The 19,159-nt window shown below is 36.3% G+C and carries 16 protein-coding genes and 1 other RNA gene; 10 read left to right on the top strand and 7 right to left on the bottom strand.

The window, feature by feature from the left end; translation table 11 throughout:
• The first annotated feature begins 434 nt into the window (after positions 1 to 434).
• The 3 genes from asnS (at position 435) to CQ022_RS10100 (ending at position 5,843) form a co-directional block, all read left to right on the top strand.
• The gene (gene asnS / locus CQ022_RS10110) at positions 435 to 1,883 is read left to right on the top strand and encodes an asparagine--tRNA ligase (protein ID WP_105681278.1); all 1,449 of its coding nucleotides are present in this window, start codon (positions 435 to 437) and stop codon (positions 1,881 to 1,883) included.
• Between the two features lie 159 nt (positions 1,884 to 2,042).
• Positions 2,043 to 3,506 (top strand): RNA polymerase factor sigma-54, encoded by a 1,464-nt coding sequence (rpoN, locus tag CQ022_RS10105; protein WP_105681277.1) that lies wholly within the window; start codon positions 2,043 to 2,045, stop codon positions 3,504 to 3,506.
• Positions 3,507 to 3,695: 189 nt separating this feature from the next.
• Positions 3,696 to 5,843, top strand: coding sequence for a hypothetical protein (locus CQ022_RS10100; protein WP_105681276.1), 2,148 nt, complete (start codon positions 3,696 to 3,698; stop codon positions 5,841 to 5,843).
• Positions 5,844 to 5,992: 149 nt separating this feature from the next.
• Here CQ022_RS10100 and CQ022_RS10095 read toward each other — a convergent pair whose 3' ends face one another.
• Genes CQ022_RS10095 through CQ022_RS10085 form a run of 3 tightly spaced genes read right to left on the bottom strand, consistent with a single transcriptional unit; the run spans position 5,993 to position 8,832 of the window.
• Positions 5,993 to 7,615 (bottom strand): AMP-binding protein, encoded by a 1,623-nt coding sequence (locus CQ022_RS10095; protein WP_105681275.1) that lies wholly within the window; start codon positions 7,613 to 7,615, stop codon positions 5,993 to 5,995.
• A 58-nt stretch (positions 7,616 to 7,673) separates the two neighbouring features.
• Positions 7,674 to 8,348 (bottom strand): beta-carotene 15,15'-monooxygenase, encoded by a 675-nt coding sequence (locus tag CQ022_RS10090; protein ID WP_105681274.1) that lies wholly within the window; start codon positions 8,346 to 8,348, stop codon positions 7,674 to 7,676.
• Positions 8,341 to 8,832 (bottom strand): RNA polymerase sigma factor, encoded by a 492-nt coding sequence (locus CQ022_RS10085; RefSeq protein ID WP_062673949.1) that lies wholly within the window; start codon positions 8,830 to 8,832, stop codon positions 8,341 to 8,343. The genes CQ022_RS10090 and CQ022_RS10085 overlap by 8 nt, the downstream gene beginning before the upstream one ends.
• A 243-nt stretch (positions 8,833 to 9,075) precedes the next feature.
• Between CQ022_RS10085 and rnpB the strand changes: the two genes are divergently transcribed.
• Positions 9,076 to 9,399: RNase P RNA component class A (gene rnpB / locus CQ022_RS10080), an RNA gene on the top strand.
• An 82-nt stretch (positions 9,400 to 9,481) separates the two neighbouring features.
• Here rnpB and CQ022_RS10075 read toward each other — a convergent pair.
• Both CQ022_RS10075 and CQ022_RS10070 read right to left on the bottom strand, forming a co-directional pair.
• The gene (locus CQ022_RS10075) at positions 9,482 to 10,351 is read right to left on the bottom strand and encodes a polyphosphate kinase 2 family protein (RefSeq protein ID WP_105681273.1); all 870 of its coding nucleotides are present in this window, start codon (positions 10,349 to 10,351) and stop codon (positions 9,482 to 9,484) included.
• A 266-nt stretch (positions 10,352 to 10,617) separates the two neighbouring features.
• Positions 10,618 to 11,082 (bottom strand): DUF1573 domain-containing protein, encoded by a 465-nt coding sequence (locus CQ022_RS10070; RefSeq protein ID WP_105681272.1) that lies wholly within the window; start codon positions 11,080 to 11,082, stop codon positions 10,618 to 10,620.
• A 128-nt stretch (positions 11,083 to 11,210) separates the two neighbouring features.
• Here CQ022_RS10070 and CQ022_RS10065 point away from each other — a divergent pair, with 128 nt between their 5' ends.
• The 6 genes from CQ022_RS10065 to CQ022_RS10040 all read left to right on the top strand — a co-directional run bounded on the left by CQ022_RS10065 (position 11,211) and on the right by CQ022_RS10040 (position 17,792).
• Complete coding sequence (locus CQ022_RS10065) at positions 11,211 to 13,826, top strand: valine--tRNA ligase (protein WP_105681271.1); 2,616 nt, start codon at positions 11,211 to 11,213, stop codon at positions 13,824 to 13,826.
• An 86-nt stretch (positions 13,827 to 13,912) separates the two neighbouring features.
• The gene (locus tag CQ022_RS10060) at positions 13,913 to 14,548 is read left to right on the top strand and encodes a DUF4241 domain-containing protein (RefSeq protein ID WP_105681270.1); all 636 of its coding nucleotides are present in this window, start codon (positions 13,913 to 13,915) and stop codon (positions 14,546 to 14,548) included.
• 68 nt (positions 14,549 to 14,616) lie between these two features.
• Entirely contained in the window at positions 14,617 to 15,507 is an 891-nt protein-coding gene (locus CQ022_RS10055; protein ID WP_105681269.1) for a ribokinase, read from the top strand.
• Positions 15,508 to 15,597: 90 nt separating this feature from the next.
• Positions 15,598 to 16,443 (top strand): alpha/beta fold hydrolase, encoded by an 846-nt coding sequence (locus CQ022_RS10050; protein WP_105681268.1) that lies wholly within the window; start codon positions 15,598 to 15,600, stop codon positions 16,441 to 16,443.
• The gene (locus tag CQ022_RS10045) at positions 16,440 to 17,084 is read left to right on the top strand and encodes an HD domain-containing protein (protein WP_105681267.1); all 645 of its coding nucleotides are present in this window, start codon (positions 16,440 to 16,442) and stop codon (positions 17,082 to 17,084) included. Before CQ022_RS10050 ends, CQ022_RS10045 begins: the two co-directional genes overlap by 4 nt.
• A 189-nt stretch (positions 17,085 to 17,273) precedes the next feature.
• Positions 17,274 to 17,792: a hypothetical protein gene (locus CQ022_RS10040; protein WP_165791605.1), complete on the top strand. Its 519-nt coding sequence runs from the start codon at positions 17,274 to 17,276 to the stop codon at positions 17,790 to 17,792.
• Between the two features lie 38 nt (positions 17,793 to 17,830).
• Here the strand turns inward: CQ022_RS10040 and CQ022_RS10035 are convergent, their stop codons facing one another.
• Both CQ022_RS10035 and CQ022_RS10030 read right to left on the bottom strand, forming a co-directional pair.
• On the bottom strand, positions 17,831 to 18,061 hold the full coding sequence (locus CQ022_RS10035; protein WP_105681265.1) for a hypothetical protein: 231 nt from the start codon (positions 18,059 to 18,061) through the stop codon (positions 17,831 to 17,833).
• Positions 18,062 to 18,173: 112 nt separating this feature from the next.
• Entirely contained in the window at positions 18,174 to 19,064 is an 891-nt protein-coding gene (locus CQ022_RS10030) for a DUF72 domain-containing protein (RefSeq protein WP_105681264.1), read from the bottom strand.
• Positions 19,065 to 19,159: the final 95 nt, after the last annotated feature.

Genomic DNA, 19,159 nt, shown 5'->3' with positions numbered 1-19,159 from the left:
ATTTGAAAAATCATAAACAGTTAAAATTAAAATCCGTTGAATCCAAAACAATGTTTAAAAGTATAGTATAGTCTAAAAATGGATGTATGACCTGGTAATTTACCACGAACTTAGCACTTAAAAACTAATAACCATTTCAATAAAACTAATTCCATGAAAGCTCAGAGTAAATCAAATTTATTCTTTCTAAAGGTGATAATGTAAGTGTGTTCATTCCGGGTCAATACGGATTTTATTGAAGTTCAGGACAATATTGAGTGGAAATGTAACCTGAAAATGAAGAAGGGTTGGCAGATGAAAAAAGGTGAATTTCCTGAACTGAAAGTCTAAATACCTGTTAAATGATTTTTAAAGACAGCGCAATCATTAAGTTGCGCTGTTTTTTTGTAACTTTGCAGACATTAATTTTTATATAAAAAATTTATCATCAACAAATGAAAAAGCAAACGATCAAAGAAGTCCTAAAGGATTACAAGAAAGTATTACATCATGACATTACCGTTTACGGATGGGTAAGATCCTTCCGTGCAAATCGCTTTATTGCGCTTAATGATGGTTCTACGATTAATAATTTGCAGATAGTTGTTGATTTCGAAAATTTTGATGAAGCAATCATCAAGAATATCAGTACTGCTTCTTCTCTGAAAGTAGTAGGTGAAGTGGTAGAAAGCCAGGGAGCAGGACAGTCTGTGGAAATTATCGCTAAAAAGATTATTGTTTTAGGAGATAACTTTACAGAAGAACTTCAGAGTACCATTCTTCAGCCTAAGAAACACAGCCTTGAAAAGCTTCGTGAGCAGGCACACTTAAGATTCAGAACGAACCTTTTCGGAGCTGTGTTCAGAGTGCGTCACGCTGTAAGTTTTGCAGTTCACTCATTCTTCAACCAAAACCAGTTCTTCTATATCAACACTCCGGTTATTACAGGAGCAGATGCAGAAGGAGCAGGTGAAATGTTTGGAGTAACAAACTTTGACCTGAACAACATGCCTAAAACTGAAGAAGGAGAAATTGATTTTGCACAGGATTTCTTCGGTAAAAAAACAAACCTTACCGTTTCAGGACAGCTTGAAGGAGAAACTGCAGCAATGGGATTAGGAAGAATCTATACTTTCGGACCTACTTTCCGTGCTGAAAATTCCAACACAACAAGACACCTTGCAGAATTCTGGATGATTGAGCCGGAAGTGGCATTCAACAACCTTGAAGACAATATCGACCTTGCGGAAGATTTCTTAAAATATGTGATCCAGTATGTATTGGATAACTGTAAAGATGATCTTGAATTCTTAGACAACCGTTTTGCAGAAGAGCAAAAAACAAAACCTGAGAAAGAAAGAGCAAAAGAAGGACTTATCGAAAAACTTCAGAATGTAGTGGCTAAGCGTTTCAAACGTGTAAGCTATACGGAAGCTATCGAAATCTTATTGAATTCTAAAGAAAACAAAAAAGGAAAATTCGCTTACCCGGTTGAAAGTTGGGGAACTGACCTTCAGTCTGAGCATGAAAGATACCTTGTTGAGAAACATTTTGAAAGCCCGGTAGTCTTATTTGATTATCCGAAAGAAATCAAAGCTTTCTACATGAAACTGAATGATGATAACAAAACCGTTGCCGCTATGGATGTTCTTTTCCCTGGTATCGGTGAGATCATCGGTGGATCAGAAAGAGAAGCAAGACTAGATGTTTTAAAACAGAAAATGGCAGATATGCACGTAGATGAGCATGAACTTTGGTGGTATCTTGATACCAGAAAATTCGGTTCTGTGCCACATGCAGGCTTTGGTTTAGGACTGGAAAGATTAGTTCTTTTCGTAACAGGAATGACGAATATCAGAGATGTAATTCCTTTCCCAAGAACGCCGAAAAGCGCTGAATTCTAACACAATAAAAAAAGCCTTAATCACAAGTTAAGGCTTTTTTTATTATTTAATAGTTTATTATATTAGGGTAAGTAATGCAAAAATCATGCTAAATGTGTTTTTTATCAAATAAATTTATTAAATTCGTAGAATATGTTATGTTAAAACGCAAATAAGAATATGCTTAAACAACACTTACAACTCAAATTAGGACAGAAGCTGGCCCCTCAGCAGATCCAGTTGATGAAGCTTATTCAGCTTCATACTCTTGAATTTGAAGAGGAGTTGGAGAGAGAGTTAGAAGAAAACCCAGCTTTGGAAATTGCAAAAGAAGATTCTAAGGAAGATGAATATTCTTCTCTTGAAGACGCTTATCAGGATGAGGGTACAGAAAGCATTGAAACAGATTTCGACGTCAATGAATATATCTATGACGATGAACCAAGCTATAAAACCGCATCCAGCAACTATTCTCCGGATGATGAAGAATTTGATAACGAGAGTCTTTTAACGGAAGGACAGTCTTTATATGATTATCTTACAGAACAGATTCATTTGGTGAATATCAGTGCTGAAGATCTGAAGATTGCAGAATACCTTATCGGGAATTTAGATACAGACGGATATCTGAGAAGAGAAATCAAGTCTATTGTTGACGATTTAGCTTTCTCGCAGGGAATTTATACCACAAAAGAAAGAGTGGAAGATATCCTTGAGAATTATGTTCAGAAACTGGATCCACCCGGAGTGGGAGCAAGAGGTCTGCAGGAATGTCTGTTATTACAGATTGAAAAGAAAGTAAGCTCAGATAAAGCGGTTTCTTTGGCTGCCAATATCTTAAGACATCAGTTTGAAGCTTTAACCAACAAGCATTATAACAAAATCATTCAGAAATATGATATTGAAGAAGATGATCTGAAAGATGCTCTGGATGAAATCTCAAAACTATCTCCTAAAGTGGGAGGAAATTTTGATACACAGACGATTACAATCAATCAGGAAATTATCCCGGATTTTGTTATTCAGGTGAAAGACGGCCAGGTAATTCCTATGCTGAACAGTAAAAATGCACCTACTTTAAGAGTTTCTGAAGAATATAAAGATATTCTGACTACGTATTCCCATGATAAAAACTCATCGGAACACAAGCAGGCTGCTTTATTTATTAAACAAAAACTGGATGCTGCAAAATGGTATATCGATGCGATTAATCAGCGTCAGAATACCTTATTACAGACCATTACAGCGATTGTAAAGTTCCAGAAGGATTACTTTATCACAGGAGACGAAAAGTCACTGAAGCCAATGATCCTGAAAGATGTTGCAGATATTACAGGATTTGATATTTCTACCATTTCAAGAGTCGTAAAAAGTAAATATGCAGATACTCCTAATGGTATTGTATACCTTAAAGATCTGTTCTCAGACAGTTTAACGAATGACGATGGAGAAGAAGTTTCTACCAAAGAGATCAAAACCCATCTTCAGGAAGTTATCAATAAAGAAAATAAAAGAAAACCGCTTACAGATGATGCATTAGTAGTCATTCTGAAAGAACAGGGTTACAATATTGCCAGAAGAACGATTGCTAAATATCGTGAACAGCTCAATATTCCTGTAGCAAGGTTAAGAAAAGAACTTTAACAATATAAAAAAGCATTTCAATCTGAAATGCTTTTTTTGTTACGGAGTGTATTTAAGTTTTCATTACTTCTTTTAATATAAAAAGTTTCTCGAACGTATTTCAGTACCGTATTTCTACTGAGTAAAATCCAATCGTTTCTCCCGACATTTGATTAATTAATTTATAACTGAACCATTAATCATCTGCTTATGTCCACAAGAACCGTTCAATTTAGTGTTGAAGTGAAAAATATAACCATCACTTCAGGAAGTTTCCAAGTTTTTGGAATTGTTGAAAATTTCATTGGCGCTGTTAATGAAAAAACGCCATTTGAAAACAATACTTTCAGTGTTGAAGTTAAGAATGCAGAATCTGAATATTACGCTGTAACTGTTTGGGTGCATGAATATATAATTGAAAATACTCTATACAAAATTGAAGGTGAACCTTTAAGTTTATTAGCGACATTTTATCTTCCTGATACCCTTGATCCAGTCATTGTGAATCCTGAATCCTCTATCGCTTCAATCTATACATTTGCACGTATGACAAAAGTAGATGACAATGGAACAGTGCGCATTTCAGGAACCGAAAGAAATATGAAAATCGCTTATGGAATGAAGAAGAATCTATATAAAACAGAAGGAGCCATCGGAGATATGATCAGTACTTCACCAAATGGTTTTGAAACGAACAGTTATCCCATGTTCAACTCTTTATGTAATTTATACTATTATTCTTTAACAAACCCAATCATCAGTAAAGGAAAACCTTTTTACAGACAATTTTTGGATTATGCCTGGCACGAACCTTCGGAATCAAACAAAAACTTTCTTCAGGCTATGCGAAATCTAATATATGATCCTTGCCATAATGCAGACCATATTTATCAGATGCTTTTTGGATTGGAAGAAATGTACTCCAATTCATTAGTATCCATGAAAAATATGACTGAGGATCAAAAGATTCCCAATAACTGGACACTTACATTAAAAAGTAATTCTTCAGGAGCAAAGAATTTTCTTCCGAGTGGTGCCGCATTTGTTGTTTTTGATGCAGATGATAATGCGTGGATTGCCAATAATTTCCGGGCCGGTTCTCCGGATTCCGGAACACACTGTCCTGTTTACAAATATGATGCTACTCCTGCCGATTTTTCTCCTGTTCAGGGTGGCGGATTACTTGGAGTCGCTTTTGGAGCTGCAGTGAGCCCGGATAAAAAATATATTTCCTTCGGTAATTTCGGCTGGGGCTCAGAATATAATAATCCACAAGAGGGAAGTATTTCTCGTTTTTATTATAAAGACGGAAAGCCCGTAAGTCCTTCCAATGGCTTTACATTAGGGCTTTCCCGTGTCCAGGGAATGGAATATGATAATCAGGGAAATCTTTGGATGGCTTCAGTGGGCTGTCAGGAACCTTTTGCACCTGCCAATCCGGGAGTTTATCCTTTTGAAAGCGAACCGAGCGCAGTGGTTGTTTATCTAAAACCTGAAGATGGTGACTTCGGGAAGGGGCCCACAGAGGGATCAACTCTTATTTGTAATGAATTTCCCGTAAAAAGATCACCTGATTTGCCTCCGTTACCAATCCAAACTCCTTACTTGAAAATATTTGATGTAATTCCTGATCATAAAGGAAGTGCTTATGTTTCCTGTATTGGAAATTATGATAAAGATGTTCCTGAAAACTGTGCTTTTTCAGCAGTTTATAAAGTTGCAATTGAAGGAAATCAATTGGTGGTTACAAATAGCTGGTTTAGTAATTACTCTGAAAGTGCCAATAAGCAGGAAGGTTACGAATCACTTCGTCAGATTGCAATAAATGGTAATGGTGATGTTGTTGTGGTAGGAGTAAGCAGTAGCCGTGCCACGGTTCTTAGCAAAGACCTTTCAACCGTTTTGGGGTATTACGATGTCAATACTTATGCTCCCTGGGGAGTTAAAATAGATAAAAATGAGACTGTTTTTCTAGCCAATTTTGGTCATGAAACAGATTTTAAGAATAATCCTACGCTGGATATGCAGGGGCCTTTTGGAGTAACAATGCTTCGTGATATTTCAAAACCCGAAACAGCAATGTTACTTACTCTTCCTACAGGAGGTTCAGAGGTTACTTTAGCGAACGGATATCCCTTATACGGTACTCAGCATAAACCCAAATTACCAGGATCAAAATATGAAGAGTTACGGATGCAATGTTATCAGCCCATTATGAGGCTTACTTCAACAAATATTGACGGCGCAGGAAATCTTTGGTGTATGAATAACTGGAAACCTTCAGCCCTCGTAGATGTTTTTGATAACCCTGGTGGCGACGGAGTGGTAATTTTCCTGGGAATTGCGGAACCTGAATAAAAATATCTTAGTTATTTGAACTATTAAATGTTCATGATTTTTTAATACTGTAAGATAAGTCAGATATAAATTCATAAAAAACCTGTTTAAGCTTAAACAGGTTTTTTGATAATGGATGTTAATCTATTTATAGCTTTACTCGTGTTGAATTAATCTTTAAAACTGCCTAATTCAAGCTCTTTCATAGAAATTTCCCGCATTTCTACCTTTCTTATCTTTCCAGAAATAGTCATTGGGAATTCATCTACAAATTTCCAGTATTTCGGAACTTTATAATGGGCAATTCTTCCTTTGCAGTATTCCTGCAGTTCTTCTGCAGTGAGGGTAAATCCTTTTCTCACTTTTACCCACGCCATCACTTCTTCCCCAAACTTTTCACTCGGAACCCCTATGATCTGAACATCCAGAATATGGGTATAGGTATATAAAAAGTCCTCAATTTCCTTAGGCGAAATATTTTCTCCGCCACGAATGATGAGGTCTTTTATCCTTCCGGAAATGGTAATATAGCCGTCTTTATCCATTACTGCCATGTCTCCGGTATGCATCCAGCGGGCTTCATCCAGTACTTTCTTAGTATTTTCAGGATCATTCCAGTATTTCAGCATTACGGAATAGCCTCTTGTGCAGAGCTCACCATGTTCTCCACGTTTTAAAGTTCTGCCATTTTCATCAATGATTTTTATCTCAAGGTGATCCTGAACAGTTCCTACGGTACCAACCTGTTTCTCCAACGGTGTTCCAATTAAAGTCTGAGTAGATACAGGTGAAGTTTCCGTCATTCCGTAGCAGATGCTCATCTCTTTAATATTCATGAGATTTTCCACTTTCTTCATAATTTCCGGAGGGCACACGGAACCAGCCATAACACCGGTTCTTAGGCTTGAAAAATCATAGGTGTCAAAATCTTTTACTGCCAGTTCAGCAATAAACATTGTGGGTACTCCATACAAAGAAGTACATTTTTCGTCCGAAACAGCTTTTAAAGTAATCTCCGGATCAAAACTGTCATTGGGAATCACCATACAGGCTCCGTGTGCCGTACAGCACATATTTCCGATCACCATTCCGAAGCAATGGTAAAAAGGGACGGGAATACAGACACGGTCTTGCTGAGTATATTTTAACCTGATACCAATGAAATAACCATTGTTGAGAATATTATGATGGGAAAGGGTAACGCCTTTCGGGAAACCGGTAGTTCCTGAAGTGTATTGAATGTTAACAGGATCATCAAACTGTACATGTTCTTCAAAACTGTGAAGCATTTCATCTGATATTTCCTGGCCGTTATTAACAAATTCTTCCCAGTTTTCATCAAAGAATATTTCGTGCTCAAGGGTTGGACACACTTCTTTTGCATATTCAACCATTTCTTTATAATTGCTGGATTTAAAGCTTAAAGAAGAAAAAATAAAACGAACTTCAGACTGATTGAGAACATAGGTCAGTTCATGAGTTCTGTAGGCTGGATTGATATTCACTAAAATAGTTCCTATTCTTGCAGTGGCATACTGCAAAAGTACCCATTCATAACGGTTGGAAGACCAGATTCCGATTCTGTCACCCGCTTTTGCTCCTAAAAACAATAAAGCTTTTGCAACAGCTGTTGTCTGATTGTAAAATTCCTGGTAAGTAGCTCTGTAATTCTGATGAACGCAGACTAATGCTTCCTGATGGGGATATTTTTCGACAGTACTTTTAAGATTCGCTCCGATAGTCTGTCCTAATAATGAAACCTCAGAAGTTCCATACACATAAGATAAGGGCATAGTTTAAGATTTGGTGGAATAAAATTAGCAATTATATCCCGAACTATGCCTATGTATATTAATTTTCCTGAGAATCTATTTCTTTAAGCTGCTTTAGGTTTTTGTCAAGCTTTTTAATAATTGTCCCGTATACCAGTCTGTAATAAAACCAGATCATAGAGACTGCAAGCAACGAGCTTACGGCAATGCCAACAATAACAATCGCAAGGTTGGAGCCACTAGGCTGTATATTCTGAGAATCTAATATATAAAAGATGAAAGCGATCAGTACAAAAGTGAATATTAACAATAAAACAATACTGATGAGAATAAAAGCATTGACGGTTGTTTTGAATTTAATGATTCGGGTAATAAGCCCTTTCAGATTTTCCTCAATCTTTATTTTTCGGTAATTCTGATAGAATTTCAATACAAAATAAGCTGTAATTAATAAACTTAAGACTTTTATAGCCAGATAAGCATGACCGAAATTGTTTTCAGCTTCTGGAGATTCCTGAGCTCCTAATCGCTCCAACATTTTACGGAAGCTGTCTGATTCCTCTTCCGGGAAAAAGTAAAACAGTCCCAACACAGAAAAGAACAGGAATTCTATAACACTGATCCAGAAAATATATTTCACATAGTTACGTGATTTTCTATTCAACATCTGAAGAATCTCAGTGTTGTCATATTTATCTTGTACAGGTTGTTCCTGCCATGTTTTCTTAAAGCTATCTAAATCAAATTCAGGCATATTTTTCCATCTGTTCTTTAAGGGTTTTCTTTAATCTGTTCATTTTCACGCGTGCATTGACTTCAGTGATTCCGAGGTTTTCTGCAATGTCCTTGTAAGGCAGATCGTCAAGATACATCATGACAATGGCTCTTTCTACATTCGGAAGAGTCTTGATTACAGTATACAAAAGCGATACCTGCTGCTGTTTTTCATCGTCATCTTCCACAAAATCTTTATGGTTGATGTCCAGCTCATTCGTAGGAAGGCTTTTGCTTTTTTTTCTAAAGAGGGTAATGGCTGTATTGAGCGCTACACGGTACATCCATGTGGAAATTTTAGAATTTCCTTTAAAGGAATCATAGCTTCTCCAGAGTTGTAACACAATTTCCTGGAAAAGATCCTCTTCATCTTCCAGAGAATTTGTGTACAGACGCGATACTTTAATAATCAGTCCCTGATTATCCTTGATAAGCTGCGCAAATTCTTTTTCTCTGGAATCCATAGATATATAATGGCACGAAGATAATAATAAAGTGGTAATTGGTGAAAATTATAACAAAAAATCGTAAAAGCTAGACTACAGAATCGTGAACATGCTTTAAATATTGTAGCATGTAATTCATATTCTCATCAAAAAACAAAAGAAAAATATTTATATATCTACTCATTTACATAGGGCTTAAAACCATTGAGCCTTTCTGAACTTTTACCTTTTTACCGCAAAATTTGTGTACCTTTGCCTCCGCGAGAAAATCGGCTTGTTGATTCTTGTTTCGACAAGGGTAGGAAAGTCCGGACACCATAGAGCAGCAAAGCGGATAACATCCGTCACCCGTGAGGGTAGGACAAGTGCAACAGAAAGCAGGTACAGTTCGGCTGTAGTGAAACCAGGTAAACTCTTTGCGGTGCAATGGTAAGTATATCGGTTCTTTTCAGCAATGGAAATAGGGGCGGCTCGTCCTGAAAACCGAGGGGTAATCAGCTCAAGTGTTGCAGCAATGTACCACGTAGATAAATAACAGGCGCTTCTTCGGAAGTACAGAATCCGGCTTATAGATTTTCTCGTGATTTTTTTTAAAAATTGGAAGTCAGAGGATGTAAGAGTGAAGTTTTTAAACCTCCATCTTCATGCTTCCATCTTCCAACCTCATTTATTCGCTTTCCAATTGTTTTTTAGATTCCTGAAGTTCTTGTCTGTCTTTATCAGAAAGTGTAGGATATTTAAGATTCATTTTTTCAAGTGTATCAATAATGATCTGGATAGCAGCTACTCTTGCAAACCATTTGCTGTCAGCGGGAAGCACATACCAGGGAGCATGGTCTTTTGATGTTTCGTTGATCGCGTTTTCGTAAGCCTCCATATATTGATCGAATAATGCTCTTTCCGGAAGATCTCCCGCAGAGAATTTCCAGTTTTTTTCCTGTTCGTCAATTCTGTCCAGAAGTCTTTTTTTCTGTTCATCCTTGGAAACATGCAAAAAGATCTTAACAACTGTAGTTCCGTTTTGTGAAAGGTGTTTTTCAAAATTCCGGATGCTTTCATATCTGTTTTCCCAGAATTTGCTGTCAAAGTCTTTTACGGAAGACCATGTTTTTTCACTTAAATTATATTCAGGGTGCACCTTACAAACCAGAACACTTTCATAATGAGAACGGTTGAAAATTCCAATCATTCCTTTCTGTGGCAATGCAAGATAATGTCTCCATAAAAAATCATGGGAATATTCTTTGGAACTTGGGGTTTTAAAACTGGTCACATTACATCCCTGAGGATTCACTCCTCCGAAAACATGCTCTATCATACTGTCTTTTCCAGCAGCATCCATAGCCTGTAATACAACAAGCAAAGACTGGCTTCCGTCAGCATATAATTTTTCCTGCAGTTCACGAAGTTTTTCTTTCTCCTGAATCAGCATTTGCTCTCCTTCTTCTTTAGTAAGCTTTCCTTTATAAGAAGTTGACGTTTTTTTTATCGAAAATTTTCCATTTACCTTAAAGTCATCTGAGAAATCGGTGTCCATATATTTTTAAGATTAAAAGATTAAAAGATTAAAAGATTAAAAGATTAAAAGATCTTGTTCTTTAAATTCAATAGGGGTGGGCTTTAGCCCAGCCATTATAAAGAAAAATAAAACCGAAGGCTTCAGCTAAAACCTAGATAATATATTTGATCAACATCAATACATTTACTGCCACCTATTACCTATCATCTGCCTCCTAATCAAACATAAATGTAATAAAAAAACCGCCTCAATAGAGACGGTTCTTTTATTTTTTTGAGTAGAGCTTACTTTGCAGCAGCTTTTTTAGCAAGTTTTGCAGCTTTTTTCTCAGCCTTAGCAGCTTCTTTCTGCTCAGCAGCAGTCAATACTTTTGGCTCAGGAGCGTTAGCATCTACGTTACCTTTGATGTAGATTACACTTCTGTTGTTGGCAGGATCATTAGAAAAAACCTCAATCATTTTGTTGAAAGGGCCAGGAATAGCAGTGTTGTATCCAACCTTGATCTTAGCTGATTTCCCAGGCATAATAGGATCTTGGCTGAATTCAGGAGTTGTACATCCACAAGAAGGTTTTACATTTGAAAGGATCAAAGGCTTATCACCTGAGTTCGTTACAGTAAAGAATCTTGTACCATCAGCATTAGGCTTAATAGTACCGTAATCGAAAGTTGTTTTATCAAATGTAATTGTTTGTGCAGATGCCAGAGCAAATGTCCCGAATAGTGCAATTCCTGCAATTAATTTTTTCATATTCTTGAATGTTAATACGTTTGTTAGATAAATTTTGTGAAACAAAGTTAAAAATTATTTTAATTCATGCTTAAAAATTTTTTTCTTTAGACTATTTTTGCAAATTGCAAGCCAAAGAAATAGAATTTATGCAGATTTCAGAAAAGTACAATCCACAGGAAACAGAACAAAAATGGTACAATTACTGGTTGGAAAACAAATTTTTCCATTCAGAGCCTAATGACAAACCACCGTATACCGTGGTCATTCCTCCGCCAAACGTGACGGGGATATTACACATGGGGCATATGTTGAATAATACCCTTCAAGATGTTCTGGTCCGTCGTGCAAGAATGCGCGGATTTAATGCTTGTTGGATTCCGGGAACAGATCACGCTTCAATTGCTACTGAAGCTAAAGTTGTTGCTAAACTGAAGTCTGAAGGAGTCAATAAGTCAGATATTACCCGTGAAGAATTTTTAACGCATGCCTGGGACTGGACCAATAAATATGGAGGGACCATCCTTGAGCAGTTGAAAAAATTAGGATGTTCGTGTGATTGGGACAGAACCCGATTCACTTTGGAAGACAAACTTTCGCAGCAGGTTATCAAAAGCTTTGTAGACCTTTATAACAAAGGATTGATCTACAGAGGGTACAGAATGGTAAACTGGGATCCGGAAGCGAAAACCAATATTTCCGACGAAGAAGTAATATTTAAAGAACAGAACGGGAAATTGTATTTCCTTAAATATAAAATTGAAGGTTCAGAAGAATTCCTTTCAGTAGCAACTACGCGTCCTGAAACTATTTTCGGGGATACCGCCGTATGTATCAATCCTAATGATGAAAGATATGCTCACCTGAAAGGTAAAAATGTAATTGTACCGATCGTTAACCGAGTAATCCCAATTATTGAGGATGAATATGTTGATATAGAATTCGGAACAGGAGCTTTGAAAATTACACCTGCCCATGATATCAATGATTACGAAATCGGACAGAAACATCAGCTGAAAATGATTGATGCACTGGATGATGATGGAAATCTTAACGAACATGGTTTACATTATGCCGGAAAGAACAGATTTGATGTAAGAAAGCAGATCGCTAAAGAACTTGAAGAGAAAGATCTTTTGTTGAAGGCAGAAGATTATGTAAACAAAGTAGGAACTTCTGAGAGAACAGGCGCTGTTATTGAACCTAAAGTTTCAGTACAATGGTTCCTTAAAATGTCTGAAATTGCTAAACCAGCTTTGGATGTAGTAATGGATGACGAAGTGAAGTTCTATCCGGAGAAGTTTAAAAATACCTACAAGCACTGGATGGAAAACATCCGTGACTGGAATATTTCCCGTCAGCTTTGGTGGGGACAGCAGATTCCTGCTTACTATTATGGAGAAGGGGATGAAGATTTTGTAGTTGCAGAAACTAAAGAAGCTGCTTTAGAACTGGCAAAACAAAAAACAGGAAATTCAACTCTGACGATAGAAAACCTTAGACAGGATGATGATGCATTGGATACATGGTTCTCATCTTGGTTATGGCCAATGTCTGTATTTGATGGATTGCTTGATCCTGAAAATAAAGATATCAACTATTATTACCCAACATCTGATCTGGTTACAGGTCCGGATATTATTTTCTTCTGGGTAGCCAGAATGATTATGGCCGGATTGGAATATAGAAAAGAAGTTCCATTTAAGAATGTGTATTTTACAGGAATTGTAAGAGATAAGCAGAGAAGAAAGATGTCAAAATCTCTTGGAAACTCTCCGGATCCTCTTGAATTAATGGATAAATATGGAGCAGATGGAGTACGTGTAGGAATTCTATTGAGCTCTGCAGCAGGAAATGACCTTCTTTTTGATGAAGATTTAATGCTTCAGGGAAGAAACTTCATGACGAAGATCTGGAATGCATTCCGTCTGATCAACATGTGGAATCATGAAGATAAGCCCGCTATTGCTACAGACACACAGGCTATTGAATGGTTTGAAAATAAGCTGAATAAAACAATTGCCGAAATTAATGATCAGTTCGAGAAATTCAGAATTTCTGATGCCCTGCATTTGATCTATAAATTAATTTGGGATGATTTTTGTGGGTGGTACCTTGAAGCGATCAAGCCAAATTATGGAGAAGGAATTTCTAAGGATGTTTATAACAAAACAATATATTTCTTTGAAGAGCTGATGAAGTTACTTCACCCGTTCATGCCTTTCCTTACAGAGGAATTATGGCAGACTATTTCGGAAAGAAGTATTGATGAAGCTTTAGTTATTGCTCAACAGAAAGAAGCTGGTAAGTTTGATGAGACCATTATTAAGAATTTTGAAACGGCAGCAGAATTGATTTCCGGAGTTAGAAATTACCGTCAGACAAAAGGAATTTCACCAAGAGAAGCTGCTGAGGTATATACCAATGCTACTGAATTTGCCAATGAAGATGTAGTAAGAAAATTAGCAAATATTTCTGAAATTCACTTCGGGCAGAAAACAGATAAGCCAAGCTTTACATTCCTGGTAGGAGCTACTGAAGTTTCTATTCCTTTAAGTGAAAACTTAGATTTAGGTGAGGAAAAAGCTAAAACTGAAGAAGAAGTAAAATATTTAAAAGGGTTCTTAATTTCAGTAGAAAAGAAGCTTTCCAATGAAAAATTTGTTGCGAATGCTAAGCCTGAAGTGGTAGAAGGAGAACGTAAGAAGCAAAAAGATGCTCAGGATAAGATTGCGATCCTTGAAGAGAAACTGAAAAGTTTATAAAGTATAGACAATAAATTTTGTCAAAATCTCAGGCTGGATACACATGAAGAATTGTATCCAGCCTGATGGTTTAAAGAATAAATAAAATGACACACATAGAAAACATACAAAAACTATTCTCGAAAGACTTTGTAGAAAGTCCGTTGCTGGAAAGTTTTGAAGTAGGGAAGATCTACCTTTCAAGTGGAAAGATTGTTACCTGTGATCCTTTGATCACTAATGATATGCTTCCTTTTACCACAGAATTTCCCAAAGGAGATTTTTCTGTAATGATCCATAAAGAAAGAGAGAGCAACTGTGTAGCCTATGCCGAAATTATATTCAGTAATTCTGAAATTAAAGAATGGAAAATGGCCACTACAGCAGGACAGAATATAAAAGATCTTGCGAAAGAAGAAGTATTCGGATATCCTGTAGAAAGCGGGATGGGATGTTTCATGGATGTGGATACCCAAAACAGTCTGAACGAACTTGAACAGCGATTGTATCAAAATAAAGGAGGTGATTTTATGGGAATCTACGAAGAATTTTTCCATGACTACTTCTTTGATGAAAATGGCGCAATAGATCAGTATGCCTTTCTTAAACCTGCAAAGGAACATCCCGGAACTATATTTGCTTTTGAAACCGGATATGGAGAAGGATTTTATGCCAGCTATATAGCATATAACAAAGATCAACAGCCAGTGAAAATAATTACTGAATTTATAGAAATAAGTTAATTTTAAATTAGCTATTTTTGAGACACAATTTTTGTCAGTTATAAATTTTAAAGCTAATACAAAACACAATGAATTTCTCATCAGAACAACCCCGTATTATTGTTGTGGGCAGCTCATCGATAGATTTGGTTCTTGAAACCGAAAAACTCCCTTTGCCTAATGAAACGGTTTTAGCCGTTAAGTCAGATAGTTATTTTGGGGGTAAGGGTGCTAATCAATCAGTAGGTACAGCCAGGCTGGGAGCGAGTGTATACTTTATCGGATGTGTAGGAATGGATCCTCTTGGGCAGCAGATTATGAGAAATCTGGTAAGTGAAAATGTGAATGTAGGATTTGTTCATGAAACAGATAAAGAAGCTACGGGAACAGCCTATGTAACCACTTCCCACGGAAATGCAGCTATTGTTGTAGTACCGGCAGCCAATAAATACCTTAGCAAATCACATATAGACGAGGCAGATAAGTATTTTCATACCACAGATCTTGTGCTGATACAGCTTGAAGTTTCTATGGATGTTGTAGAGCATACCGTTAGAAAAGCTAAGAAATACGGAAAAAAAGTAGGATTATACGCTTCACCTGCCATGAGAGTCAGTGAAGAAATTTTGGAAATGGTTGATTTTATTGTTGCTAAAAGCAATGAATTGTACGTTATTTTCGGGGAAGAAAAAAGAGAAGAGGTTCTTAAAAAATATTTCAATAAAGTTTTTGTAAGAGATGATACCAATTCCACCATTTATTTTGATGGTACAGAAATGAAATATTACAGAAACGATAAGGATGAAAAAGTATATAAAATGGGGATGGGTGATGCATTTACGTCAGGATTTGCCATTGCGATGTGCCATGGGAATTCTATCGAAGAATGTGTAAAATTCGGAAATGAAGTCTCATCAAGAGTTTCCGGAGGTAAAGGCTCTCAGACAGGACTTCCGAGAATCTCAGATTTCTTTTCCTAAAGCTATTTACGACATATCAAAAGTCTGAAACTTAACATAAAAATATAAGTAAAATGTCCACTTTTATAGTGGATTTTTTCTTTTTATACTATGGAAAAACTAATACTAACCACAGAAGATCATGTCACGCTGACCGCCCATTTGTTTAAACCGGAAAAAGATAATGGGAAATTATTACTGATCAACTCAGCAACTGGGGTAAAACAGCAGGTTTATTTTTCTTTTGCCAGCTATTTTTCTGAACAGGGATTTACCGTAATTACTTATGATTACCGGGGAATTGGACTTTCCAAACCGAAAGATATGAGAGGATTTCATGGTTCTATGAGACTATGGGGTTCCAAAGATTATAAATCGGTAACTCAATATATCAAATCAGCTTTTAAAGAACACCAAAAATACTGTTTAGGCCATTCTGTAGGCGCATTGATTCTGGGAATGAATGAAGATTCCAAAATCTTCGAAGAATTTGTTTTTGTGGGAACCCAAAATGCTTTTGTTGGAAACCTTAAAGGGATGACAAAAGTTGAAGCGTATTTAGGCTTTGGAATTGCTCAGCCGTTAACGACTTCATTGTTAGGATATTTTCCCGCTCATTGGTTCGGACTGGGAGAAAGTCTTCCAAAAAATTGCGCATATGACTGGAGAACCTTAATTTTAAACAAGAAATCAACCAACAGATTGTTGGAGAAAATTGATAACTTTTCTGAAAATTTGACACAGAAAGTATTTGTAATTCGGGCGGAAGATGATGTATGGCTGACAGAGAAAGGTGTGTTGAGTTTATTAAATGACACCTATCCTAATCTTAAACCCACTTACAGGTTAGTAAATGTTTCAGAATCTGATAAAAAAGAAATCGGACATGTCAATTTTTTTAGAAGTTACAACAACAAGCTTTGGGATATTATTTTAAATGAACTGATAGATAAATGAAAAGTACGATTAACAACACAGTAGCATTTGTAAAAGAAAAATTAGAAGGAGCTGAAGCAGGACACGACTGGTTTCATATTGAAAGAGTCTGGAAACTGGCCGCTAAAATAGCAGAAACAGAAGATTGTAACAAAGAAGTAGTAGAATTGTCTGCTCTTCTTCATGATATTGCCGATCCTAAATTTCATAACGGTGATGAAACCATTGCTCCCCAAATATCCAGAGCATTTCTTGAAGAACAGGGCGTTTCTGAAGAAATCATCCGTAAGGTGTTATTTGTGATTGAAAATATTTCATTTAAAAACAGAGATCAGGCACCGGAGAATCCTCCTATTGAGCTTCAGATTGTACAGGATGCCGACCGTATTGATGCGATAGGAGCTATCGGAATTGCCAGAACATTCAACTTTGGAGGTTTTAAAAATAATCTGATGTACCACCCGGATATGAAACCAAAATTGGGAATGTCCAAAGAAGAATATAAAAAATCTAACGGGACAACCATTAATCATTTCTATGAAAAATTATTGCTTCTGAAAGATATGATGAATACTAAAAAAGGAAAAGAAATGGCAGAAGAAAGACATCAGTATATGATGAATTTCCTTGATCAGTTTTATAAAGAATGGAATGTAGACTAGAAAATATAACCTGAACAAAGAGAAAGAGAGAAAGTCCTTTTTCATGATCGGGTAAAATTAAAAAAATGACCTCAGATATAGATAAAATAAAGAGAAGAAGTATCTTTGTAGAATATGACACTCATTATTTTTATAATATTTCTGGCTTGTGTTCTTTCCTTGATCCTGTTTAAGGTTAAATCAGGAAGTATGGCCAAGTGGGCGAAGCTGTTTCGTATCGTAACAGTAGTTTTTTCAATTTCTGTTTTTACGTATTGGTTTATCAAGAAAAGTGCTGTGGCATTTGTGGATAATTCTGTGGGGCTGCAGGTGGTTAATAAACTTCCGCAGGCATTGGATTTTTACCTAATCAAAGTAAACAAAACAGAGCAAAATACAAACCTTGAGCCTAAGCATATAGGGAAAATACGTCCGGAATATTACAGGATAGAATACCTGAAAATGGATAAGTCTGATGAATACTGGATTGTAGGCTATCTTGGAAAGAAAAACCTGGTGTACTTTTCTCAGCATTCTGTACCCAATAAGAATATCGATCAGATTGTAGAAGTACAGAATTATATTAATCAAAGTATGAAACTTTCTGAAGCTGCCAAAAAGCAGGTAGATGCCTATAATTATGAGAATACAAAATTAGGAATCTGGATTACACTGGACTTTCTGCTTCTATTTCTCAATCTGGTATTGCTCCTTAGAAAAAATAAATAAAAAAGGTAATGAGTTTCAAATACTCATTACCTTTTTTGTTAAGGATAATCCAGAATCTGCATAATCCGTTCTTTAAATTCTTCAGGACAGGCTTTGATCAGCTTATCCTTATTCTGTTTACTGATTTCTTTGGGTTCGAGCCATTTGCTCTTATTGGAATTCAAACTGTGATTATCATACACTCTTTTTATGGTATGATTTTCATAAAAGATATATTCATCACCAAGCCAGTTATTGGTAATACTGATTGTACAAATTTCCTTTTCCATGATTTATGTTTTTTAAAGTATAATGATTGTTGGAAAACATTATACTCTAAGATACGAATTTTTTCATGATGAAAAGGAAGTTTTACCTATACCGAATTTATTCTATTTAAATTTAAAAAAGCGTTCCTGTACTCTCTGTCGCCATTTGTGGAATATGAATATCAGTTTTCCATTCTTCATTCACTTTTTTGATGAAATAAGCAGATAATAATGGAGAGGCTTTTTCAATATTCTGATGTACGAAAAAGTAAAGATTCTGAAGTCCTTCTTTCTTCCATTTGGTGAGATGTTTCAACCAGTCATCCAGTCTTTCGTAGTCGCTTTCTGCATTGGCTCCTACATAGCGGATAAATGCGTTGGGGGTTGTAAGACGCATATGAAGCATATCTCTTCTTCCGGCAGTATCTACAATGATATTGGTGATGTTATGGGCTTCAAAGAGCTCACAGGTTGTATTCAGGATTTCCTCATCAGTAAACCATTCCGTATTTCGGAGTTCGATTGCTAAAGGAACTTCTTTAGGCCATTCCTTTACAAATTTTTCCAGTCTGTCATAATCCTTAGGTTTAAAATTATCATGAAGCTGCAGGAAAGCCATTCCCAGTTTTTCATCAAAATTAATAACCGAAGATGCGAATTGTGTCACCGGATCTGTTACATCAATCAGTCTTCTGAAATGGGAAACCGTATTGGTGATCTTTGGGAAAAATTTAAAGTCTGGCGGAGTTTTTTCTTTCCATGTTGTTACCTGGTCAGGGGTTGGCATTCCGTAGAACGTAGCATTCAGTTCGATAGAATTAAACTGAGTGGCATAATAGGTCAGTTCGTCTTTAGTTCCTTTAGGATAAAACCCTTTAAGGTCTGTTTTGTTCCATTTTGCACATCCGATAGAAATGTTTTCCAGACTTTTTTTATTGAGTGCCAGTATTTCTTTAGTTCTGGGATGGTCTTTAGGTAATGTGAAATCTATTTTTGAAGGGTCTTCTACTTGTCCGAATTTCATATCTGTAGTTTTGGTATTAAACAATAAACACAAATATAAACCAAAAATTTCAGAGCATTTCTTTGAAAAACGACAAAAGCACACCTCTCGGTATG

Source organism: Chryseobacterium culicis (genome assembly GCF_002979755.1).
In the GTDB taxonomy this organism is placed as follows: Bacteria; Bacteroidota; Bacteroidia; order Flavobacteriales; family Weeksellaceae; genus Chryseobacterium; species Chryseobacterium culicis_A.
This window is presented reverse-complemented; position numbering and strand designations above follow the sequence as displayed.

What these genes read in the sequence shown, in the direction of transcription:
- CQ022_RS10085 (WP_062673949.1), bottom strand. Translation starts at nt 8,832, where the DNA reads ATGGATTCCAGAGAAAAAGAATTTGCGCAGCTTATCAAGGATAATCAG.
- rpoN (WP_105681277.1), top strand. Translation starts at nt 2,043, where the DNA reads ATGCTTAAACAACACTTACAACTCAAATTAGGACAGAAGCTGGCCCCT.
- CQ022_RS10035 (WP_105681265.1), bottom strand. Translation starts at nt 18,061, where the DNA reads ATGGAAAAGGAAATTTGTACAATCAGTATTACCAATAACTGGCTTGGT.
- asnS (WP_105681278.1), top strand. Translation starts at nt 435, where the DNA reads ATGAAAAAGCAAACGATCAAAGAAGTCCTAAAGGATTACAAGAAAGTA.
- CQ022_RS10090 (WP_105681274.1), bottom strand. Translation starts at nt 8,348, where the DNA reads ATGCCTGAATTTGATTTAGATAGCTTTAAGAAAACATGGCAGGAACAA.
- CQ022_RS10030 (WP_105681264.1), bottom strand. Translation starts at nt 19,064, where the DNA reads ATGAAATTCGGACAAGTAGAAGACCCTTCAAAAATAGATTTCACATTA.
- CQ022_RS10045 (WP_105681267.1), top strand. Translation starts at nt 16,440, where the DNA reads ATGAAAAGTACGATTAACAACACAGTAGCATTTGTAAAAGAAAAATTA.
- CQ022_RS10065 (WP_105681271.1), top strand. Translation starts at nt 11,211, where the DNA reads ATGCAGATTTCAGAAAAGTACAATCCACAGGAAACAGAACAAAAATGG.
- CQ022_RS10075 (WP_105681273.1), bottom strand. Translation starts at nt 10,351, where the DNA reads ATGGACACCGATTTCTCAGATGACTTTAAGGTAAATGGAAAATTTTCG.
- CQ022_RS10095 (WP_105681275.1), bottom strand. Translation starts at nt 7,615, where the DNA reads ATGCCCTTATCTTATGTGTATGGAACTTCTGAGGTTTCATTATTAGGA.
- CQ022_RS10060 (WP_105681270.1), top strand. Translation starts at nt 13,913, where the DNA reads ATGACACACATAGAAAACATACAAAAACTATTCTCGAAAGACTTTGTA.
- CQ022_RS10040 (WP_165791605.1), top strand. Translation starts at nt 17,274, where the DNA reads ATGGCCAAGTGGGCGAAGCTGTTTCGTATCGTAACAGTAGTTTTTTCA.
- CQ022_RS10050 (WP_105681268.1), top strand. Translation starts at nt 15,598, where the DNA reads ATGGAAAAACTAATACTAACCACAGAAGATCATGTCACGCTGACCGCC.
- CQ022_RS10100 (WP_105681276.1), top strand. Translation starts at nt 3,696, where the DNA reads ATGTCCACAAGAACCGTTCAATTTAGTGTTGAAGTGAAAAATATAACC.
- CQ022_RS10055 (WP_105681269.1), top strand. Translation starts at nt 14,617, where the DNA reads ATGAATTTCTCATCAGAACAACCCCGTATTATTGTTGTGGGCAGCTCA.
- CQ022_RS10070 (WP_105681272.1), bottom strand. Translation starts at nt 11,082, where the DNA reads ATGAAAAAATTAATTGCAGGAATTGCACTATTCGGGACATTTGCTCTG.